Below are 23,243 nucleotides of genomic sequence, written 5' to 3' on the forward strand. Positions count from 1 at the left end.
ATTAATGAAAATATTTAAATTTGGTTTATTTGGGATTCTTAACAGCCTTTTAAGCTATATGGTTTTCAGCTTTCTTATTTACATAGGAGCGTATTATTTATTAGCGTCTTTACTATCTTTCATTCTAGGGACAATTTCAAGCTACTATCTAAACTCGACATATACATTCCACACCACAGTAGGAAATTCAAAACTAGTTAAGTTTTCTATATCTATGACGTTATCATTGGTTCTTGGTCTATTATTACTATATTTTTTTGTAGATGCTCTGTCTGTCCCTATATTATTAGCTCAAATATATGTAATAATAATTAGATTTCCTGTAAACTATTTACTAGCAGAAAATACAATTTAAGGATATTCTTATTAAAAGTAATAGCCAAAATAAAAAAGATTTCTATAGTGACAAACGTACTGTAGAAAATTATGAAAATCTACGCTTTTCTAACGCTGGTGGAAAGTTTGTTCATCAAGAAGAATGTAGAGTAATGGCAAAGTTTTTGGGGAAATGTAACTTAGATGGTCCAATTCTTGATATTCCTACAGGTACAGGAAGGATGCTAAGTCTCATAGAATCTTCTGGATTCAATATAATTTACGCTGCTGATTATTCGGAGGAAATGCTATTACAATGCAAAAAATCGAATAACATTGAATGCATTAATATAACTAAACAAGACATTTATAACACTAGCTATGAGGATGGTAGTTTTGAAACTATTGTGTCTTCAAGGTTTTTATTTCATAGTGACGATCAACAACAACTATTCAATGAATTTTCAAGGATAATATCTTCCAATGGCTATCTTATATTTGATTCATTGGGTTGGTCACCTAGAGCATGGTCTAACCTTTTCTCTAATAAACTAGGAGGCGATATTTATACCAACAGTAACAAAAGTGTTGCAAAGTTGGCTAGTGATAATGACTTTGATATTATTCGCTGCGAGTCAATATTGATGTTACCCAGTTTTATTTATAACTTTTTCCCAAAATGGATTCTATGTATGATACAAAATATAGAACCTTATTGGCCGAGTATATTAAAGACAAAAACTGTTTGGTTGTTGAGAAGAAATGAACGTTAGATATTTGCAACGTCTTTGTCTATATTTGATATTATGTTTATTCTTTTGGCTATCTTTAAGTCTAGTCCTTATTAACGATGATTACATGGCGTTATATACAACATGGTTATTAAGTAATGGTAAGACTCCAAATGTAGACTTCAATGTAGATAGTTATACTTTGCTATTTGATATTCTACAACCAATATATCAATTAACAGGGAGTCAATTTGAACTAATTTACATATTCCGTTTTATATTCTTGATATTATTATCTTACCTGTCTTATCAGTTATTCACTATAGTTAAATATTTATTTTCAGATAAAGTTGCTTATACTAGCATACTTATGTTGTTCTTATCCTATGCCATGATTTCCAGAGGTTTGGATATTAGACCTGATCTGATTATTTTAATACTTTGGTTACAGTCAATTATTACTTTATATATTTCTGAGCATAGAGAAAGTAAGAAATTCACATTTGTTGGAATTTTTTTATCTTTAGCAATATTATTTAAATTCAAAGCATTTATAGTTATTGTTGTTATTATTCATTATATTATAATGCAAAGAAGAAATGATTTTAACTTAAAATTAACAGTTTCCAATTTGATCTCATTATTGTTTGGGGCTTTAATACCAATCTTAGCTCTATTTTTTATCAATGGCACATCATCTCTTTCTGTTTTTTATGAAACAACTTTAGAGCTTATAAAGTTATCAATAATAAGCCATAGTCAGGAAAATGTTTCCAGTTCTATTCGATCTAATGTCCTACTTTCTTTCATTAAGGTAGATTCTATATATTATTTATTAGTAGTATCTGGATTTTTAATATTTATTAAAACACTAAGTCAATGGCAATCATCAAAAAGAAATATAATAATTTCTTTGCTTTTATTAGCTCTCTTCTCAGTATACTTAAATCCTCATTATCACTCATACAACCTTATAACATTATATTCCATTCTGATCGTTTTTGTTGGTATCTCATTAAATAAACTTCTTTCTAGTAATTTTATTGGTGATAGTTTTAAGAAACTTGTAACTATAATGGTAATCGCTATTTTTGTTATTAGGTTTCTGATGTTCATTTTAAGCAACACAAATGAACATCAAAGGCTTTTATATACATTTATTAATAATAACACCAAGATAACTGAGCCTATCTTCGCGTACGAGGGAATTGGCCTTTACCGAGAATCTACGTATCATTGGAGAAGTTCTGCCATAAAGACCAATGATTACTATTCTGGTCTATATAATGTTTGGCAAGAAATAGAAAAGACTAAGCCTATCATAATTATAGAGAGTTATAGAGTACCTGGCTGGCTTACTATTAGTGATCGAAAACTATTATATAACCACTATGTCACCATTTCACCTCATGTTCTGACCTTAGGGTTTTCGACAAACACTAGTGAAAATATAAGCTTGATTCGTTCTGGACTTTACACTATAGATAGTAATTCCAATGTGGCTTGCCATGTCAATAATGCTAAATTGTACTCTGGAGAAACTATATGGCTCGACAATGGAGAACATTCTTTGTCAGCTAAAGGCGGAAACTGCATGTTACATTGGTACTTCTCAAATGAAGCAATATCCTCGTTACGCGATAGTAACCCAAATTCACTACCATACCTCATTAGTCCATGAATTATCTCGATTTGAAATGGTTTTATTATACATTCAAAAATACCATACTTAATTGAAACTCTAGTTCAATTTCCACGTGCATCCTCTTGATTATTTTCACCTTAATTCATAATGTAGTGATATTTTTCATTACTATTAAATGATAATCATAAATATATAGTCTACAATTAATAATTATAAATTTTTATGGTTCTGTTCATGTCACGTGATAAATTCGACAATAGAGTAACATTAAAAATCTTTATACTGTTAATTTTTAGTTGCTACTTCTACTTTTTGATGGAGTGGCTATTTTTCTTAGGTAAACCTTCAGTTTTCTCATATTTATCTATATCCGAATCCTTACAGATCCTGTTAGTATCTCCTGTTCCATTAATAGTAATTTCATCTTTATTATTCATAACATTAAATTTTACTTTATACATATTTAACAAGTACATAGAATTGAAAGGGATATATGCATACTTATTTTTAGTTAGCCTACCTTCTTTGATATTTGCTAGTGCAGTTTTTTTAATATTAGATAATTTTTCATATAATGTTATTCATTTTTCAGCTACCAACTTAAACACAACAGTATCGAAAGCTGTTTATTGTATTTTGCTTTCTGTTATTTTTTTATACTTCCAGTTTAAATTTTTGTCGATCTGTATTAATTATAGTTCTATTTCTAATGGTTATAAAAAAGTAAAATATGTTCTAGTCTCTTTAATACTATCCTCAGTTTTTTGTTTGGCTACATCTTACCAATCCAATATATCAGAAAACATTAATGTTGATTTGTCAGCAGTACGTACTGATCTTCCAAATATACTATTTTTTAACATGGACGGGGTTAACTCCTCCAATATGTCAGTATATGGTTACAATCGAGATACCACACCATTCTTATCAAGTATATTAAATGAAAGTTTAGTCTTTGAGAATCACTTCACTAATTCAGAGAAAACAACTGGATCTGTAGGTTCTCTATTAACCGGACAGCATCCGACATTTACTAGGTTGATTTTTAGGCCAGACACATTAAAAGGCGAATCTATGTATAAACACCTTCCTGGTATTCTTTTAAAAATGGGATATTATAATATTGACATCAATATTCGACATTACGTAGATTCATATGACCTAAGAATGCGTAATGCTTTTAACTATGGCAATGGCCGTAACTTGGGTGGGGTTGAAACAGGATTAAAAAAGTACTTTTTGCTAAGATGGCCCGATGCGACAGAATTTATTGAAGAGAGTTATTGGCGCTTACAACAACGTGTATATCATTTAAGTGGTTATAGACTTTATGTTAACCCATTTTCAATTGTTATAAACAAAAGTGAAATATCTAATTACTTTTCAGATAAAGGTCGTGTCGAACGGCTAAAACAAAAAATAATCGAATCCGAAAAACCGTTTTTTGCAAACGTGCACCTTCTTGGATCTCATGGTCCACGATTTGACTATCAATTTCCAGTTTTTACAGAATCGAAAATACAATATGAACCATGGGATTTAGGACATTATGATAACTCTATTCTTCAATGGGATAATTATATCAAAGATATCTATACTTTACTTGAATCTATAGGGCAATTGGAAAATACCATTTTGGTTTTTGGAAGTGATCATGGTATACGATGGGCAATAAATAAAACTATTCCTCTTGTAGTTCGGTTCCCTAATAAAATGTATACCGGTAGAGATCTAATTCCATCACAAAGATTAGATATTGCACCAACAATACTTTCTTATCTTGGTGTATCGCCCCCTAAATGGATGGTTGGTAAAGACCTCATATCAAGGGATCAAGTTTCTTATCCTATATTTATTGCAAAAACCTCAGGGAGAAGTGGTGGAACAACAAAGGTGGAAGGAGGGAAAGGTATAGTGCTTAATGATATTCACCCACCGTTCTATACACTAGGCAGTGCTTCTATGGTTTACTGTGGATACTTATATACTATTACCCTTGAAAAATCGAACGCTCCTGAATTATCACACGAAAAAGTTTATGATAATATAGATTATTGTTCTGAAAGAATGATGACTCATGCTCAGCAATATATAAAGATTGTTGAGCATTTAAAAGAACAAGGTTATGAGACTGATTTATTAGATTCATCAGTTAGGTTGTCAATTCTTTCCAAGAAATATAATGTTCTTGTTGAATGAGCTATCTTCTGTTTTTTAATTATTTCAAATTTGTCTGATAATGAATTCTCAAACCCATTTTCATTGTAGTCATCAAATATATCCTCACGAGTTTTTAGCATTTTTTTAACTTGAGAGTCTTCTTTAGGTACAAATTCAATCACTAAATTTCGTAGTGTTATACAATGAAAAAATTTGATTATCTCATTAAATGGTAGGTTGTTACCAATAGCTAAATGGTGGATTATCGCCAATGCAAAGACTACTTCAAAACGAGATCGTTCTATAAATGAATTACGTTCTTTGTTTGCCCATCCTATAGCAGAAGTAGGATTTAGTAGGTCAAGGACAATTGGTGTAATTGAAGTTTCTTTATCTTTCTTCATTTTTTTGTAATTTTTTTCAACGGCAAGTTCATCTATATCGAATGAAACAACTCTGTCAGAATACAAACTTGCCAACCTACTAAAATAGCCATTATTTGCTCCAATATCCGCTACTGATTCTATAGGGTTTTCTAACGTTCTTAAGTACTCTTCGATGAAATTATACTTTTCATTCATGGCTACTTCAGAGTAATTGTTATTCTCATAATATTCGCCCCACTCTGTCGAAGCACTTCGCCATTCTGTTTTAATTATCATAGACTTTAAACTTTGTATAATTGATTTAAGTTTTGATTTACTAATTGTGTCATTTGCTATTTTAAGTTTTGAGTTTCCTATTTGTGGTTTTCCTGCATAGTAGCTTTGAACTTTAGAGTGTAAATGTATATGAGATAAGATATTAATATTGAACCAAGAATTCAGTGGCAACAGTTTGCTAGCAAGATCGAGAGGAACTCCATCGATATATAATTCAGTTAGCCTGCCTAATCGATAATCACATTTTGATTTCAACAATAACGGAGCTAAAAAGTGTTGGCAGAATTGTCGATAAGCAACCCAAGGCCCTTGCTCATAACGGATAAAAGAAAGGGTGTCAATAAAAATAGGCTTTCCTTTATGAAACTGTATATTATAACTATTCGCATCCTTGAGTGTAAAACCGAACTCTAAAGCTAACAGTTGAACTTCTAAAGTCAGAAGTGCGGCATCTTTCAATTGGCTAAAGCACCATTCATATGGGTAACTAATATGAGCTATTTGAGTTGGTTTAATAATCTTATATTTTACTTCACTACTCATGAAATCAGGCTCTATATCAGCTTCCTTGTAATCAACAACCAATCCTTGTTTGATCAGAGCTTGATGTAACCCACTGCTGGCATACGACTCAAATTCATTTTGAAATATTTTATTGATCTGTCTATACACTTGTCCATTTTTACTAAACACAAAACCGCTATTATCTCTGAATGATGCGTTGTTTCTTTCTATGTTACTCATTTACGACCTTATTTTTTATAATAATTTGCTTGTTGTGATTCAATGACCAATAATGAGTATATGCTCATCTAGTTAGAATTTGGAAAGATAAATATGAGATTGTGTATCATGTCAAAGCCGTTTGTTACATTGTTGTTGGTATTATCTTTAAGCCCTTCAGCGTTTGCATATATCGATCCCGGCTCTGGTAGTATTATATTACAAGCCATTATAGCTGGTGCGTTCGGCATATTTGCTACTCTTGGACTTTGGAAAGATAAGCTTCTACGTTTATTCAAAAAGGGGAATAAAGAAGATAACCGGATTGAAGATGCACCGGACAAAGAGTAGGAACCAGCAACATTTGTATTGGTAGATTTAAAGTGCAATAAGCATAATAATTTCCGTAATACTCTGTAGTTACGCAGTAATATTATAGTGTTTCAATTAAGGGATGGCGCATGTTGAATCCGCACTTCACTCATAGTTTAATGTAGCGTGCCTTTGCATGAAAATGCTTAACCTTCCGTGTTTATATACTTAATGACAAAGCTAAAAACGTTCTATATTGGCACTTACTCATAGCCTTTTAAGCCCAACCGAATGGACACGAAAACATACTGGGATACTCAGTTAAAATCAGATACATAATTTCAGATAATCGGTCCGTAATTCCAACACTGATTCTTCTTTTCAGGCCATATTGATTTTGTCATCCTTCTCTCATGCAACCAACGCTTTTTTAAAAACCTGCTAAGCTTCTGAGTAACATACACTTAAAGGAAGAGTCGCTTATGGATAAGGCTTCAGGGACCGAAGCAGAGCAGCAAGTTTTCACCAATCCACCTTGCACAATCCCACCACCTAATGAGCTCATACTTAAATGGGCTCATGAGCGCCCTAATGAGGTCTATCTAAAGCAGATAATAGACCGAGAGTTTGTTGAGTATACATACTCTGAAGTGGCTAACATGGCGCTGAAGCTGGTTAGTGCGCTGCGAGAGCTAGGGTTGGAACCTCGGGATAAAGTTGCGTTCGTCTCTAAGAACTGCGTTGAGTGGTTTATTACAGACTTAGCCTTGATGTTAGGTGACTTTATTAGCGTTCCTATTTTCCCGACCGCTGGTGCTGACACCATTGAGTATTGTTTAACGCATAGTGAAAGTAAGGTACTGATTGCAGGTAAGCTTGATGATGCTAATGCTACGTCTGAAGTGATGCGTAGGCTTCCAGAGCTGATCACTATCTCTTTCCCTTATGATTCTGCACCTGAATGTCAGTATAAATTTGCGCAGTTAGTTCATGATGCGATACCTCATGATGAACATCCTCAGCATCACGATGACAAGCTTATGTCTATTGTGTATACCTCAGGCACCTCTGGGGTTCCTAAGGGCGCTATGCTTACTTATGGTGCTTTTAGCTGGTCGGTGAAAAATCTTGTAGACCACATCGGAATTCAACCCGGCGATAGAATGTTCTCTTACCTGCCGCTAGCGCACATTACCGAGCGGGTGTATATCTTTGGTTCATCTATTCAAGCTGGTTTAGAAACGGCGTTTCCAGAGTCATTAGAAACCTTCATAGAAGATGTAAAAATGCATCGCCCTACTTTGTTTATTTCCGTGCCTCGTTTATGGACTCTTTTCCAGCAGCGTATTCAAGATAAGCTTCCACCGAAGAAGTTAAATCTTCTACTTAAGATTCCAATTCTAAATTCAATCATTAAGAAGAAGATCGTTGATGGTTTAGGCTTAGATCAGGGCCGAGTTCTGGGGTGTGGTTCCGCGCCTATTAGCCCGGCAATATTGGAGTGGTATCACAAGGTAGGTATTAATATTACCGAAGCTTGGGGGATGACAGAGACCTTCGCCTACAGCACGTTAAGTTATCCCTTCAACGCTTCAAAAATCGGTACCGTAGGTCAAGCAGGGCCGGGTATTGAGCTGAAGATAGCAGAGGACGAAGAAATCCTTGTGCGCAGTAAAGGGATGTTCTCTGGTTACTACAAGAACGATGAAGCGACAGCTAGAGCGTTTAACGAAGATGGATGGCTGCACACCGGTGATATTGGCTCTATCGATTCAGAAGGTTACCTGACTATTCAAGGGCGCAAGAAGGATACATTCAAGACAGCCAAAGGCAAGTTTGTCGCGCCAGTGCCAATAGAAAAAGCAATTATCGAAGTTGCTCGCGTGGAAATGCTTTGTCTCGTGGGACTAGGAATGCCTGCTCCTATCCTTCTGATTGTGCCTCACGATTTTCCTAACTTTGATAAGGATAGATACGAGAAAAGTATTGCTAAAGCCATTACGCATATCAATGAGAAGTTGGAAGGGCACGAGAAAATAAAGGGCGTACTGCTTATCAAGGAACCGTGGAGTATTGAGAATGAGATACTCACGCCTACCCTGAAAATCAAACGACATGTATTAGAGAAGAAGTACCACGATGTGGGTGCCGAATGGCCTAAGGATAAGTTCGTGGTTTGGGAAGAATAGCCTAGGTTCTGGGTTCTAGGTTCTAGAAAAACAAAAAGCCCCGATAGCTTTCACTATCGGGGCTTTCTTTTAGCTATTTAAGAAGAAACAATTACTTGTTTTCTTTCTCAGCTTTAGCTTTAGCAATTACTTCTTCTGCCACGTTCATTGGGCATGCTGCGTAGTGTGAGAACTCCATAGAGAACTGACCACGACCAGAAGTGATTGTACGTAGGTGACCGATGTAGCCGAACATCTCAGAAAGAGGTACGTCAGCTTTAATACGAACACCAGTAGCGCCAGCTTGTTGATCTTTGATCATACCACGACGACGGTTAAGGTCACCGATAACGTCACCTACGTGATCGTCTGGAGTGAACACGTCAACGTGCATGATTGGCTCAAGAAGTTGAGCGCCAGCTTTAGGCATTGATTGACGGAATGCGCCTTTCGCTGCGATTTCAAATGCGATTGCAGATGAATCCACTGCGTGGAAGCCACCGTCGAATAGTTCAACTTCAACGTCTAGAGTTGGGAAACCAGCAAGAACACCGTTTTCCATCATAGATGCAAAACCTTTCTCAACTGCAGGCCAGAATTCCTTAGGAACGTTACCACCAACAACTGATGATTTGAACGAGAAACCTGAACCAGCTTCGCCTGGCTTGATGCGGTAGTCGATCTTACCGAACTGACCAGAACCACCAGACTGTTTCTTATGCGTGTAGCTATCTTCAATTGGTTGAGTGATAGTTTCACGGTAAGCAACCTGAGGAGCACCAACAGTTAGGTCAACACCGTAAGTACGCTTAAGGATGTCAACTTTGATGTCTAGGTGAAGCTCGCCCATACCTTTAAGGATGGTTTCGCCAGTTTCTTCGTCAGTTTCAACTTGGAAAGATGGATCTTCTGCAACCATTTTACCGATAGCGATACCCATTTTCTCAGAACCGCCTTTATCTTTTGGAGATACAGCGATAGAGATTACTGGAGTTGGGAATACCATTGGCTCTAGAGTTACTTGGTCTTTTGGATCACATAGAGTGTGACCAGTTTGAACGTTCTTCATACCAACGATCGCAATGATGTCACCAGCTTGTGCGCTAGTTAGTTCGTTACGGTCATCAGCTTGCATCTCAACCATACGGCCAACACGCTCTGTTTTACCAGTGAATGAGTTCAAGATGGTGTCGCCTTTGTTCAATTTACCAGAGTAAATACGAACGAAAGTTAGAGCACCGAAGCGGTCATCCATGATTTTGAATGCAAGCGCTTTGAATGTTTCGTCAGCAGACACGATAGCGTGCTGACCATTTTCGTTGCCTTCTTCATCCATAAGAGGTTGAGGATCAACTTCTGTTGGAGAAGGTAGGTAATCAACAACTGCGTCAAGAACGATTTGTACGCCCTTGTTCTTAAATGCAGAACCACAGTAAGTTGGGAAGAACGACAGGTTGTTAGTACCTTTACGGATACAACGCTTGATGTCTTCGATAGAAGGCTCTTCGCCGTCCATGTAAGCCATCATTAGGTCGTCGTCTTGCTCTACAGCAGTTTCGATTAGTTCTTCACGGTATTGCTCTACGTCGTCAACCATGTCCGCAGGAACATCTTGGATTTCGTAGTTTTCAGGAAGACCAGTGTCATCCCAAACGTATGCTTTGCGAGTTAGAAGGTCTACAACACCCACGAAGTCATCTTCGCGGCCGATTGGTAGAACCATAACTAGAGGAGTCGCACCTAGAACGTTTTTAACTTGGTCAACAACGTTGTAGAAGTCTGCGCCCATACGGTCTAGTTTGTTAACGAAGATCAGACGAGATACTTCTGATTCGTTAGCGTAACGCCAGTTAGTTTCTGATTGAGGCTCAACACCACCAGAACCACAGAATACGCCGATACCGCCATCAAGTACTTTAAGAGAACGGTAAACTTCAACTGTGAAGTCAACGTGTCCAGGAGTATCGATAACGTTTAGACGGTGATCGTTCCAGAAACAGCTTACTGCTGCTGACTGGATAGTAATACCGCGCTCAGCTTCCTGTTCCATGAAGTCAGTAGTTGATTCACCATCATGAACTTCACCAGTTTTGTGGATCTGGCCGGTAAGCTTTAGGATACGCTCAGTCGTCGTGGTTTTACCCGCATCAACGTGCGCGAAAATACCAATATTTCTGTATTTTGATAAATCAGTCATCGTTTTACTCTATCAATAGGATATAAAATGCGCGCAGAGTATACCACAATCTGACTAGACTGATAGCTCTGTGTGCTTGTTGAGCGAAATTTTCGCCCTTTTCTTTTCAATCCAAGAACTATAGATGAGAATCAAGCTTGTGAAAAGCGTCTTTAGACCTTGGCAGTAATATTATTTATAGAAGCCGTTATTACATTTCATCAAACGCTTGAATCGCTTCAGAAAGGTTCTTTACAGCGTGGATTTGCATGCCAGCGATGCCACCTTTAGGCATATTTGCCGCAGGAACAATGGCTTTAGTAAACCCGTGTTTAAAGGCTTCATTTAGGCGCTCTTGACCGCTAGGCACTGGGCGAATCTCTCCTGCAAGGCCCACTTCACCGAAGATCACCACATCTTTTGGTAGCGCTCTATCTTTAAAACTGGAGAGCAAAGCCATTAATAAGGCTAAATCGGCGCTGGTTTCAGTGACCTTAACCCCGCCCACCACATTGACGAACACATCTTGGTCTGCCATCTGCAGCCCGCCATGTTTATGAAGTACTGCAAGAAGCATTGATAGTCGGTTTTGTTCAAGCCCCACAGCCACTCGTCTAGGGTTGGCTAATTGTGAGTAGTCCACCAGCGCTTGGATCTCTACAAGCAGTGGCCTAGTGCCTTCCCAGATAACCATGACCGAACTGCCAGAGGTTTGTTCTTCACCGCGAGACAAGAAGATAGCGGATGGATTAGACACCTCTTTAAGTCCCTGCCCTGTCATGGCGAAAACGCCCAATTCATTGACCGCGCCAAAACGGTTCTTATGGCTACGCAAGGTTCTAAAGCGGCTGTCTGCGCCACCATCAAGCAATACCGAACAGTCAATAATATGCTCAAGCACCTTTGGACCGGCTAGAGAACCATCTTTAGTGACGTGGCCAACCAAAAATACCGCGACGTTATTTTGCTTAGCAAATCGCGTTAGCGTGGTTGCCGACTCGCGAACTTGCGCTACGGTCCCCGGGGACGATTGAACATCAGAGACATGCATGACTTGAATGGAGTCGATGACCATGATCTTAGGCTGCTCTTTTTCTGCCACCTGACAAATCTTGTCAACGTTGGTTTCAGAGAGCATCTTAAGATTGTCTTTCGGCAGGCCAAGGCGAGAGGCTCGCATGGCTACCTGCTGCAAGGATTCCTCACCCGTAACATACAAGGTGGGCATATCCGCAGCTAGGCGACACATGGTTTGTAATAGCAAGGTCGATTTACCTGCACCAGGGCTACCACCAATCAAGATGGCGGCTCCGGGTACAATACCCCCACCCATGACTCGGTCGAATTCTTTGAAGGTACTGGTGAACCTAGGCACATCTTGCAAGTCAATATCGGCCAGCATCTGCACCTTAGATTGCTCAGCGCTTCCCGCATAACCGCTTAATCGTTCGTTGCGCGCCACTTGCGGAGATGCGGCCAAGCGCACCTCTGTGACGGTATTCCAAGCACCACATGCACTGCACTGGCCTTGCCAGCGCGGAAAATCTGCGCCGCAGTCATTACAGACGTAAGCCGTTTTTACTTTTGCCATTAAAGATTCTTTGTTTGTAGGGTTTGTAAGACGTGGCTTGCCGACAGGAGACACAGCACACCACCAAGGTCGGCATAGTTTACCGCAGTCTGAGCTTGTTCGACTACCTTTGGCTTAGCATGATAAGCGATACCTAAACCCGCAGCGGCCATCATTACCAAGTCATTGGCGCCATCGCCCACAGCGATGCAGTTACTTTTCTCAAACTGATAGTCATTTCTTAGCTGCTCTAGGATATCAGCCTTAGTTTGCGCCGACACTACATCCCCCACAACATGTCCTGTGAGTTTACCTTCGATGATTTCTAGCTGATTAGACTGTGCAAAATCCAGTTCGAGCAACTCTTTAAGATGATTGGAGAAGTAGGTGAACCCCCCAGATGCCACAGCCACCTTCCAGCCACACGCTTTCAGCCCGTCGACAAGCAGTTTAGCCTCAGCCATCAATGGCAATACACTGCGCACCTCTTTAAGGATGGATTCATCAGCATCAGCAAGCTTAGCAACGCGCTGTCTCAAACTCTGCTCAAAGTCCAGCTCGCCTTGCATTGCACGCTCGGTGACCTCGGAAACTTCCTCTCCCACACCCGCAAGCTTTGCTATTTCATCGATACACTCTATTTCAATTAAGGTCGAGTCCATATCAAACAGGGCAAGACCTGGCTCACTCATATCGGGCAAATCAGTAAGATGAGCAAAGTCGGCCTTATTGGCTGCTAATAAGGCCGCCATTTTTTCTACCAATGCACTTTTAGTGAGTAGCACCTGATAGCGACCGACGTTCCAAGTTGCAAATTGCTCATCATTAGCAAACAACTGACTTAGCACGTCATTGCTACCGTCAGCAAAGACAACAGCCAGTTCGCTGCGGCTAAAATCTGTCAACGGGGTGAGGGTTTGTAATTCTTTGACTTCCATGAATATTCAAATCCGTTTTGGGGATAACATTACCCTCAACTTACCCTATTGCAATTTGTTTGCGCAAGTCTCACTATGCAATGGCATACATTAATTACGTTTAGCAAAATGAAAGAATCTCTATTTTCACTGCGTCGATTTATAAAACTGATATTTATTGGCTTACTGGTTTTGATGCTAGTCGCGATTGTGCGTAATAGCGTTTATATCAGCCAAGGTAATCAGCAAATTCAAACCAAGCAGTTACAAACGCTGACCAAGCTATTGATTTCTCAGGCGGCGTTGAGTGCTAGTGACTTTTTGGTGACCGAAGATCAAGAAAAGCTTCGCTATCTCGCGAATCAGTTGGCGCGCGATACGTTAGTGTCGGATGCGACTGTATATGACAATAGCGGTGTAAAAATCGCCTCTAGTACCAACGCGAAGACTGTGCGTGAATCATTGGGTATGGATACACCTTTAGGTTCTGAAGGCATTGGCAAGCAGCAATTGGTTGAGCCTATCTTTTCTCAAGATGCCATTATCGGCTATGTGCGTATTACCTTTGAAAAAGGGCGCGTTACGGCCTTTTCCGATCACCACTATCGCAACAGTGATAGAGCGATGTTCCTGATGATCATGATGAGCTTCTTGTCTGGGGTTCTGCTAACGCTTGTCCTAAGAAGAAAATAGTCCTACTAAGAAAAAACCAAAAAAAAAGCTTGGCCCCCTTTCAGGAACCAAGCTTTTGGCTTTTCTAAACTGAGAAGATTATTCAGCGTCGCCTAGTAATACAGACTCTAGAGCCACAACCATCATTTCATTGAACGTAGTTGCACGCTCATCTGAAGTTGTCACTTCACCACGTTTGATGTGGTCAGAAACAGTACAAATAGCCAGACACTTAGCACCGTACTCCGCTGCAAGACCGTACATGCCAGCTGCTTCCATTTCTACACCTAGAATGCCGTACTTATCCATAACATCGAACATTTCAGGATCTGGCGTGTAAAACAGTTCAGCTGAGAATAGGTTACCAACTTTTACGTTGATGCCTAGCTTCTGCGCTGCAAGCTCTGCGTTTCTCGCCATGCCGTAGTCAGCAATCGCGGCAAAGTCGTGGTCTTTAAAGCGAATGCGGTTCACTTTTGAGTCAGTACATGCACCGATACCAATCACAACATCGCGAAGATTCACATCATCACGCACAGCGCCACAGCTACCAACGCGAATGATCTTTTTAACGCCGTAGTCTTTGATTAACTCAGTGGCATAGATAGAACATGATGGGATACCCATACCGTGTCCCATTACAGAAATCTTACGACCCTTGTAAGTACCAGTGAAGCCGTACATGTTTCGCACATCACACACCTGAACCACGTCTTCTAGGAAGGTCTCAGCAATGTATTTAGCGCGTAGCGGGTCACCAGGCATCAATACTACGTCAGAGAAATCACCCATTTCTGCATTAATATGAGGAGTAGCCATTTTATCTTTCCTTTTCTAATTTGTTTTTAGTTAGGGTCAACAGGCCCTATTAGCGCAATTTTTGACTTCCTTGATTAAAGGAAGTTAGTTCCGTAATCCATCTTTGAAGTCTGGAAGTAGTGAGCCAAGCTCTGACCGATGTCAGCAAAGGTAGAGCGGCGACCTAATGAGCCAGCCTCAATCTTATGCCCGTAAACCAATACTGGAATATGTTCACGAGTATGATCGGTACCTTCCCATGTTGGGTCACAGCCATGATCTGCAGTAAGAATAAGCACATCGTTAGGCTCTAAAATCTCAAGAATTTCAGGCAAACGCTTGTCAAAATACTCAAGAGCTGCAGCGTATCCAGGTACGTCACGGCGGTGGCCATAAGCCGAGTCAAAATCAACAAAGTTGGTAAAGACGATGCTGTTGTCTTCGGCTTTTTTCACCTGCTCAAGGGTCAGATCAAATAGGTCTTCTAGACCCGTCGCTTTTTCTTTCTTGGTAATGCCGCAGTTCGCGTAGATATCGGCAATTTTACCTATGGAGATCACCTCACCCTGCTTTTCATCAACCAGTTTTTGCAACACGGTTGTTGCAGGTGGCTCAACTGAAAGATCGCGACGGTTACCAGTACGCTTAAACTCTCCCGCTTTATCGCCAACAAATGGACGCGCTATAACACGACCAATGTTGTAGTCTTCTAGTTCTTCACGAACGATATGACAAAGCTCAAGTAGATTGTCTAAGCCGTAGGTTTCTTCATGACATGCAATCTGAAATACAGAGTCTGCGGAGGTATAGAAGATTGGCTTACCGGTTTGCATATGTTCTTCGCCAAGGTCGTCCAGTACCTGAGTACCAGAAGCGTGGCAGTTGCCTAGGTAACCTTTAAGGCCTGCACGCTCAACGATTCTGTCGAGCAACTCTTGAGGGAAGCTATTTTGTTTATCGGTAAAATAACCCCAATCAAACAGCACCGGTACGCCAGCCATTTCCCAGTGACCCGATGGAGTGTCTTTACCTGACGAAAGCTCTGCTGCATGACCGTAGGCGCCGATGATGTCGGCATTGGCATCTAAACCGATAGGGAAGCTTCCCGTTGACTCTTTAGCCGCTAAACCCAAGCCTAGACGCGATAGATTTGGCAGGGTCAATGGACCGCTACGAGTATCGTTGTCAGCCAGGCCTTTTGCACATTGCTCAGCAATATGCCCCAAGGTATCAGACCCTACATCGCCGAATTTATCAGCATCTTCTGTAGCGCCAATACCAAATGAATCTAATACTAAAATTATGGCTCGTTTCATTACTGTATCCTCGGCCTATAGATCTTCAGCTCGTATCTTCGCATACACGTTTGGTGTCGCTTGATACTGAGATTTGTCACCAATGTGAATCGCAGCTTTAAGTGAATTAGCCGCTTCTTGCCATTGCTGTTCGTTGCGAGCATGAATCACCGCAAGAGGCTGATTCGCATCAACTGCATCACCTAAGCGCGCAAACTGATCAAAGCCCACAGCGTAATCAATACTGTCTGTTGCAACTCGGCGACCACCGCCCATGCCAACCACCGCCATACCGATGGCGCGAGTGTCCATGCTGGTGATAACGCCGCTAGCATCCGCAAATACTGGCTTAATAATCTCAGCTACGGGTAAGTATTTATTATAGTTGCTCACAAAATCGGACGGGCCACCAAGGCCTGCAACCATCTTGTTAAAACACTCTGCCGCTTTGCCATTATCCAACACCTTCATTAGCATCTCTTCTGCTTGCTCTGTGGACTCAGCTAACTTGCCAAGTACCAGCATTTCGCAGCATGACGCCATAGTGACTTCAAGAAGACGTGGATTACGATATTCGCCCGTCAAGAAGCGAACGGCTTCTCGCACTTCTACTGCGTTACCTGCAGAAGATGCCAACACTTGGTTCATATCGGTAAGAATAGCAGTCGTCTTTGTGCCAGCGCCGTTAGCAACAGCCACTATAGAACGTGCGAGTTCTTCAGAGGCTTCGTAGGTTGGCATGAAAGCGCCAGAACCCACTTTCACATCCATCACTAATGAATCAAGCCCTGCGGCCAGTTTCTTAGACAAAATAGAGGCAGTGATCAGTGAGATGTTATCTACAGTTGCTGTGATATCGCGGGTGGCATAAACACGCTTATCAGCAGGAGCTAAGTCGCCGGTTTGCCCTATAATGGCCACGCCAGCTTCTTTGGTTACCTTGCCAAAGACATCGTTGTTTGGAGTAATGTTGTAACCCGGAATAGACTCAAGCTTATCCAGCGTGCCGCCGGTATGGCCTAAGCCACGACCTGAGATCATGGGTACAAAACCACCACACGCCGCAACCATAGGGCCGAGCATCAAAGAGGTCACATCACCCACCCCACCTGTAGAGTGCTTATCAACGATAGGACCATCAAAGTTCATATGGCTCCAATCAATCACCATGCCAGAATCACGCATCGCACACGTGAGTGCAATTCGCTCAGGCATCGTCATTTCGTTGAAAAAGATGGTCATTGCAAATGCCGCTATTTGCCCTTCAGAGACAGTATTTTTAGCGACACCTTGAATAAAGAAGTTGATTTCATCCGCTGTAAGGATTTCGCCGTCACGCTTTTTACGAATGATTTCTTGAGGTAAATACATATAGCCCTACCTTTATACCCATCGTAGTAAATAACTGCTCATCCTAGCGGGTTAAAACACTCGATAACCGCGTTAGAATTTTTGATTGTAGGATACTACTTATCAAAAAATTCTGCCTTGTTATCCAACGTTTTTCCTGCGCTATCTATGACCTCTTACTTACTGTGATTGGTATTAGATTATTATGAAAAACAAAGGCTCGTTACTCTATAAAAGCACGAGCCTTCTCAGACAATTAATAGGCAGCTGGATCAGCTTTCTCGTCTGTGACTTCTAAGGTATTCAGTAGGTTCGTAAGCAGGCTCGAAGCACCAAAGCGATAATGGCGGCTATCTACCCAAGAATCACCAAGGATATCATCAGCCATAGCTAGGTATTGCGCTGCGTCTTCAGCAGTACGTACGCCACCAGCAGGCTTAAAGCCAACATTCGTCACGCCCATATCACGAATGACTTCTAGCATCATACGAGCGTATTCTGGTGTTGCGTTCACAGGCACTTTACCTGTTGAAGTTTTAATGAAATCAGCACCCGCTTTAATGCAGATCTCAGAGGCTTGCTTGATCAAGGCTTCTTCTTTTAGCTCACCGGTTTCGATAATCACTTTTAAAAGAATATCGCCACACGCAGCCTTACATTGTTTTACCAACTCAAAGCCCACTTCAGCGTTGCCCGCCATCAGCGCGCGGTATGGGAATACCACATCAACTTCATCAGCGCCGTAAGCAACAGCCGCTTTGGTTTCAGCAACTGCGATATCGATATCGTCGTTACCGTGAGGGAAGTTAGTTACTGTCGCAATCTTAACATCAGGTGTGCCTTGCTCACGCAATGTCTTCTTCGCAATAGGGACGAAACGAGGGTAAATACATACCGCAGCAGTATTACCCACAGCTGATTTAGCTGCGTGACAAAGATCGATCACCTTCTGATCGGTGTCGTCATCGTTAAGAGTAGTAAGATCCATTAATTTAAGTGCACGCAAAGCTGCAGCTTTCAAATCGCTCATTTTTTTCTCCGAAAAGTTTGAATAGTTTTGGTGGCATTAATTGGAACACTTCCAGTATAGATAGGGTTCCAACAATTGCGCATCCAGACTCAATGAACGGACTTGGTTCCATGAAGACTTGGTGAATTGACCAATTGCTTTCCTTGTCACCGCACGGTTTTTAATCCTAAACCGCTGACCGTTGCATTCTACAACGGATGTAGGTATTTATACTAATCGTACTAAATAACTGGTCATTCTAGCTGGTTAAAATACACGATAACTGCGTTAGAATTTTTGATTGTAGAATAACTACTTATCGAAAAATTCTGTCTTGTTCTCGAGCATTTTTCCTACGCTATTTTTGATCACTTACTTAGTGTGATTGGTATTATTGAAAAAACCTTTCTATCAACCATTGATAGAAGTGTCCACCAAGGTATACACCTACGATTCCCATAACACCAGACAATACAGGTGGCGCTGGGATTGGCAGCTTCAAAGCAGAGAACAATATCCCCACCGCAAAGCCTGCAAATACGGCTAGCAAAACTTCATTCATAATCTTCATCCATCTTGTTAACTTCGATGCTTATTATAGTGCGAAGTATGACCAATGTTGCATTTATGATGAAAGCAAACGGTTTGCATCTCAAAAAAAAGTGATGAAGTTCTAGCCAGTCGTATGAAAACAAAAACGCCCTAGTGAAATTCACTAGGGCGTTTTAAAAGGTTTGTTTCTAGAGTCTTAGAAAGACAAGAAGAAACCAGCGATAGTTGCTGCCATTAGGTTCGATAGAGTACCTGCTACAACAGCTTTGATACCCATGCGCGCGATATCACCACGACGCTTAGGAGCAATACTACCTAGACCACCCAATAGGATAGCGATAGAAGAAAGGTTAGCAAAACCACACAATGCGAATGAGATGATTGCTTTAGTCTTCTCGCTCAGTACAACTGGAGCCGCGTCACCTAGGTAAGGTGCAAAGTTAGCGTATGCTACGAATTCGTTAGCAACAGTCTTAAGACCGATGAACTCACCAGCAACAACAGCTTCGTTCCAAGGAACACCGATTAGGAATGCAAGAGGAGCGAACAACCAACCTAGAAGCATTTCTAGAGTAAGGTTTTCGAAACCAAACCAGCCGCCAACGCCGCCTAGTAGGCCGTTGATTAGCGCGATAAGACCGATGAATGCGATAAGCATTGCACCAACGTTAAGCGCAAGGCTTAGACCAGCAGATGCACCGCCAGCTGCCGCATCGATAACGTTTGCAGGCTTGTCTTCGCCTTCAGCGTTCATGTCTGCAAGTTGGTCGATAGGCTCATCAGTTTCAGGCTTGATGATTTTAGCGAATAGTAGACCACCCGGTGCAGCCATGAATGATGCCGCTACTAGGTATTCAATTGGCACGCCCATTGAAGCGTAACCCGCTAGTACACCACCAGCGATAGAAGCTAGACCACCACACATTACAGCGAATAGCTCAGACTGAGTCATACGAGGAACGAATGGACGTACTACTAGAGGTGCTTCTGTTTGACCAACAAAGATGTTAGCCGCTGCAGACATTGATTCCGCGCGAGAAGTACCTAGAGCTTTCTGAAGGCCACCACCAAGAATGCGGATAACCCACTGCATAACACCCAAGTAGTAAAGTACTGAGATTAGTGCAGAGAAGAAGATTAGTGTTGGTAGAACTTGGAAAGCAAAGATGAAGCCAATGCCGTCTACTGAGAAGTTAACTAAGTTTCCGAAAAGGAAACCAGTACCGTCAGCACCATAGTTAATTACACTTGAAACACCATCTGAAACGCTTTTCAGAAGGTCTTTACCCCAAGGTACGTAAAGTACGAATGCACCCAATGCGAATTGGATTGCAAATGCACCAGCTACGGTACGAACGTTAATTGCTTTACGGTTATCTGATAGTAGTACTGCGATTAAAATCAGTACCAGCATACCTACTATGCTCATAAACAGGCTCATAGTTTATGGCTTCCTTATTCTAAAATGTTCAAAAAAAAGAGTGTAAAAGTGTCTAAAACGTCGGCGATTATACAGTTCAAAAAATAGTAAAACTGGTCACCGGTCACATTTGCGCGAGATTCTATACGCAAACGTTTACCTTAATATTGATCGCGATCACAAAACGAAAATCAAAAATGACATTTGTTGTATCTGAATGAAACTAACGTGAAAAAAGATAAATACTATTTTCCCATATTTTCTCAGATATTATAGAAGAGCTTTCTGGCCGAAGTTCAACTAAGTGATTAAATATTAAGGGAATAAAATGAGGCGAGTTAGGATGATGCTGCTGTCCCGAAATCCTCATATCAGGTGCGTCCGTCTCTAATACAATACTATCTAGAGGCAGCTTTGCTATTGCTTCGCGTGTTTTTTGTGCAGTTGGCCAAGTAATCACACCCCCAACCCCGATTTTTAAGCCTAGATCCACCAACATCTTTGCTTGTTGATAGTTACCGCTAAACCCATGAACAACTCCAAGATTATCTCTCTGCCTGCCTTTTAAAGACTCTCGAATATTATGATGCTGCTGAACCGAATGTATAACTAAAGGAAGTTTTAGCTGCTCAGCCAGATCAATCTGAACATTGAACGCAGACAACTGAGTTGAAATAGGAGTATCTATACGCTTATCTAAACCGCACTCTCCGATGGCTGAAATATGATCTCGATTTTCAAGAGCTAAAGCACCAAGACGCTCAAGGTCATTATCTAAAGTGTGGTTGTCTATCAGAGGCTGCAGAAAACACGGATGGATGCCAAGACCGATACTGTGCGTATCACTTGCCAGACCAAGCACATCTTGCCAATTACTTGGCCCCACACTGGGAACAAAGAAGCGAACGATTTTATTCTGGTTGAATAAATCGCAGTATTTATCTTGCTGTGAAGTAAATTCGGGGAAGTCTAAATGGCAGTGCGTGTCGAACCACATAAGTAACCTTCAATCATTGTTCTTCTAATCCTATGTCAAAACTGAAGATCTTGAAGCAAAAAAAAGCCAGTTGCATGCAACTGGCTTTCAAAGGATTAATGTTCGCGTGTGGCGCGGAACTGAATGTCAGGGAATCGCTCTTGGGCTAGGTTTAAGTTAACCATAGTCGGTGCTACGTATGACAGATTGTCACCACCGTCTAGTGAAAGGTTAGTTTGGTTCTTACGCTTAAACTCTTCTAGCTTCTTAGCATCATCACACTCAACCCAGCGAGCTGTTGCGACGTTTACACCTTCGTAAATCGCTTCTACGTTGTATTCTGCTTTTAGGCGAGCTACAACCACATCAAACTGAAGCACACCTACCGCACCAACAATAAGGTCATTGTTTTGTAGCGGGCGGAATACCTGTACCGCACCCTCTTCAGAAAGCTGAACCAGACCTTTTAGAAGCTGCTTTTGCTTCAATGGATCTTTTAGGCGAATACGGCGGAATAGCTCTGGAGCGAAGTTCGGGATACCGGCAAATTTAAGCGCTTCACCTTGAGTGAAGGTATCGCCAATTTGAATGGTGCCGTGGTTGTGTAAACCAATGATATCACCGGCGTAGGCTTTCTCTGCACGTGCACGATCACCAGCCATAAAGGTCACAGCATCTGAGATACTGACCGTTTTGCCTGTGCGCACGTGATTCATTTTCATGCCTTGCGAGTAAGTACCCGATACAATACGCATGAATGCGATGCGGTCGCGGTGTTTAGGATCCATGTTTGCCTGAATCTTAAATACGAAGCCTGAGAATTTCTCTTCATCAGCAACCACTTTACGCTCGTTTGCTTCGCGCGCTTGCGGGCCTGGAGCCCACTTAGTTAGTCCGTCAAGCATGTGGTCAACACCGAAGTTGCCCAATGCAGTACCGAAGTAAACAGGTGTCAGTTCGCCCGCAAGGAACAGCTCAAGATCAAACTCAGGGCATGCGCCAATCACAAGCTCTATTTCTTCACGCACACTTTCCGCTAGGTCTTCGCCTACCGCTACATCAAGCTCAGGGTTATCAAGCCCTTTAATGATACGAACTTCTTGGATTTCATGACCGTGGCCAGATTCATACAAGATGGTTTCATCACGGTGAATATGGTAAACACCCTTAAACTCTTTACCACAACCGATAGGCCAAGAGATAGGCGCACACGCCATTTTCAGTTCGCTTTCCACTTCATCCAGAACTTCCATTGGATCGCGAACATCGCGGTCCAATTTGTTCATGAAGGTTACGATTGGCGTGTCACGCAAGCGCGTCACTTCCATTAGTTTACGAGTACGATCCTCGACACCTTTCGCTGCATCGATAACCATCAAGCAGGAGTCTACTGCGGTTAGAGTACGGTAGGTATCTTCCGAGAAGTCTTCGTGTCCTGGAGTATCTAGAAGGTTCACTAGACAGTCGTTGTATGGAAACTGCATTACAGAGGTGGTTACCGAGATGCCACGCTCCTTCTCCATCTCCATCCAGTCAGATTTTGCGTGTTGGTTCGAGCCACGACCTTTTACCGTACCTGCTTTTTGGATCGCGTTTCCGAATAATAGAACTTTTTCGGTAATGGTTGTCTTACCCGCATCCGGGTGAGAGATAATCGCAAACGTACGGCGCTTGCTCACTTCTTGCTGAAATGGACTATTTGTCATGTTCGAATTCTTTAGTTGGTACACTGGCGAAAATTGGCGCTATTTTCGCTGATTCTGCGCCATTTCACAATCTATCTATGGAATAA

At 41.2% G+C, this 23,243-nt stretch carries 19 protein-coding genes; 7 read left to right on the forward strand and 12 right to left on the reverse strand.

All coding sequences use genetic code 11. The annotated features are described in order from the left end of the window. Positions 1-4: 4 nt before the first annotated feature. The 4 genes from OCU35_RS10470 (at position 5) to OCU35_RS10485 (ending at position 4,890) form a co-directional block, all read left to right on the forward strand. Entirely contained in the window at positions 5-355 is a 351-nt protein-coding gene (locus OCU35_RS10470; protein WP_261825335.1) for a GtrA family protein, read from the forward strand. A gap of 10 nt (positions 356-365) precedes the next feature. Continuing rightward, on the forward strand, positions 366-1,088 hold the full coding sequence (locus OCU35_RS10475; RefSeq protein WP_261825923.1) for a class I SAM-dependent methyltransferase: 723 nt from the start codon (positions 366-368) through the stop codon (positions 1,086-1,088). An 85-nt stretch (positions 1,089-1,173) separates the two neighbouring features. Further along, on the forward strand, positions 1,174-2,727 hold the full coding sequence (locus OCU35_RS10480) for a glycosyltransferase family 39 protein (RefSeq protein WP_261825336.1): 1,554 nt from the start codon (positions 1,174-1,176) through the stop codon (positions 2,725-2,727). 444 nt (positions 2,728-3,171) lie between these two features. After that, entirely contained in the window at positions 3,172-4,890 is a 1,719-nt protein-coding gene (locus tag OCU35_RS10485; RefSeq protein ID WP_261825337.1) for a sulfatase-like hydrolase/transferase, read from the forward strand. Here the strand turns inward: OCU35_RS10485 and OCU35_RS10490 are convergent. Further along, positions 4,815-6,257: a class I SAM-dependent methyltransferase gene (locus tag OCU35_RS10490; protein WP_261825338.1), complete on the reverse strand. Its 1,443-nt coding sequence runs from the start codon at positions 6,255-6,257 to the stop codon at positions 4,815-4,817. The two genes, OCU35_RS10485 and OCU35_RS10490, sit on opposite strands and share 76 nt — an antisense overlap. Positions 6,258-6,365: 108 nt before the next feature. Here OCU35_RS10490 and OCU35_RS10495 point away from each other — a divergent pair, with 108 nt between their 5' ends. Together OCU35_RS10495 and OCU35_RS10500 are read left to right on the forward strand one after the other, a co-directional pair. After that, positions 6,366-6,587 (forward strand): hypothetical protein, encoded by a 222-nt coding sequence (locus OCU35_RS10495; protein WP_261825339.1) that lies wholly within the window; start codon positions 6,366-6,368, stop codon positions 6,585-6,587. A 443-nt stretch (positions 6,588-7,030) separates the two neighbouring features. Then, entirely contained in the window at positions 7,031-8,737 is a 1,707-nt protein-coding gene (locus tag OCU35_RS10500; protein WP_017031221.1) for an AMP-binding protein, read from the forward strand. Between the two features lie 91 nt (positions 8,738-8,828). Here the strand turns inward: OCU35_RS10500 and fusA are convergent, their stop codons facing one another. The 3 genes from fusA to serB all read right to left on the reverse strand — a co-directional run bounded on the left by fusA (position 8,829) and on the right by serB (position 13,400). Further along, positions 8,829-10,913, reverse strand: a complete 2,085-nt coding sequence (fusA, locus tag OCU35_RS10505; RefSeq protein ID WP_261825340.1) for an elongation factor G — start codon at positions 10,911-10,913, stop codon at positions 8,829-8,831. 190 nt (positions 10,914-11,103) lie between these two features. Beyond that, on the reverse strand, positions 11,104-12,483 hold the full coding sequence (gene radA / locus OCU35_RS10510; RefSeq protein WP_017028877.1) for a DNA repair protein RadA: 1,380 nt from the start codon (positions 12,481-12,483) through the stop codon (positions 11,104-11,106). After that, positions 12,483-13,400 carry a phosphoserine phosphatase SerB gene (serB, locus tag OCU35_RS10515; protein ID WP_261825341.1) on the reverse strand — a complete coding sequence of 306 codons (918 nt, stop codon included), beginning with the start codon at positions 13,398-13,400 and terminating at the stop codon, positions 12,483-12,485. The genes radA and serB overlap by 1 nt, the downstream gene beginning before the upstream one ends. Positions 13,401-13,508: 108 nt before the next feature. Here serB and OCU35_RS10520 point away from each other — a divergent pair, with 108 nt between their 5' ends. Beyond that, positions 13,509-14,072 carry a YtjB family periplasmic protein gene (locus tag OCU35_RS10520; RefSeq protein ID WP_017028879.1) on the forward strand — a complete coding sequence of 188 codons (564 nt, stop codon included), beginning with the start codon at positions 13,509-13,511 and terminating at the stop codon, positions 14,070-14,072. 78 nt (positions 14,073-14,150) lie between these two features. Here OCU35_RS10520 and deoD read toward each other — a convergent pair whose 3' ends face one another. From deoD to prfC, 8 genes are all read right to left on the reverse strand, one after another. After that, complete coding sequence (deoD, locus tag OCU35_RS10525; RefSeq protein ID WP_017031223.1) at positions 14,151-14,870, reverse strand: purine-nucleoside phosphorylase; 720 nt, start codon at positions 14,868-14,870, stop codon at positions 14,151-14,153. 74 nt (positions 14,871-14,944) lie between these two features. Next, complete coding sequence (gene deoB / locus OCU35_RS10530) at positions 14,945-16,165, reverse strand: phosphopentomutase (RefSeq protein ID WP_102322051.1); 1,221 nt, start codon at positions 16,163-16,165, stop codon at positions 14,945-14,947. Positions 16,166-16,180: 15 nt separating this feature from the next. Continuing rightward, positions 16,181-17,515 carry a thymidine phosphorylase gene (deoA, locus tag OCU35_RS10535; RefSeq protein WP_261825342.1) on the reverse strand — a complete coding sequence of 445 codons (1,335 nt, stop codon included), beginning with the start codon at positions 17,513-17,515 and terminating at the stop codon, positions 16,181-16,183. A gap of 235 nt (positions 17,516-17,750) precedes the next feature. Then, the gene (deoC, locus tag OCU35_RS10540; protein WP_017031226.1) at positions 17,751-18,524 is read right to left on the reverse strand and encodes a deoxyribose-phosphate aldolase; all 774 of its coding nucleotides are present in this window, start codon (positions 18,522-18,524) and stop codon (positions 17,751-17,753) included. A gap of 370 nt (positions 18,525-18,894) precedes the next feature. Beyond that, positions 18,895-19,065 (reverse strand): XapX domain-containing protein, encoded by a 171-nt coding sequence (locus tag OCU35_RS10545; protein ID WP_017028884.1) that lies wholly within the window; start codon positions 19,063-19,065, stop codon positions 18,895-18,897. Positions 19,066-19,251: 186 nt separating this feature from the next. Further along, a complete protein-coding gene (locus tag OCU35_RS10550) occupies positions 19,252-20,496 on the reverse strand; it encodes a NupC/NupG family nucleoside CNT transporter (RefSeq protein WP_017242557.1) in 1,245 nt (414 codons plus the stop codon). A 202-nt stretch (positions 20,497-20,698) separates the two neighbouring features. Continuing rightward, positions 20,699-21,472 (reverse strand): TatD family hydrolase, encoded by a 774-nt coding sequence (locus OCU35_RS10555; protein ID WP_102382319.1) that lies wholly within the window; start codon positions 21,470-21,472, stop codon positions 20,699-20,701. Positions 21,473-21,567: 95 nt separating this feature from the next. Next, positions 21,568-23,157: a peptide chain release factor 3 gene (prfC, locus tag OCU35_RS10560; protein WP_065209504.1), complete on the reverse strand. Its 1,590-nt coding sequence runs from the start codon at positions 23,155-23,157 to the stop codon at positions 21,568-21,570. Positions 23,158-23,243 lie beyond the last annotated feature (86 nt).

Source organism: Vibrio breoganii (assembly GCF_024346795.1).
Taxonomy (GTDB): Bacteria; Pseudomonadota; Gammaproteobacteria; order Enterobacterales; family Vibrionaceae; genus Vibrio; species Vibrio breoganii.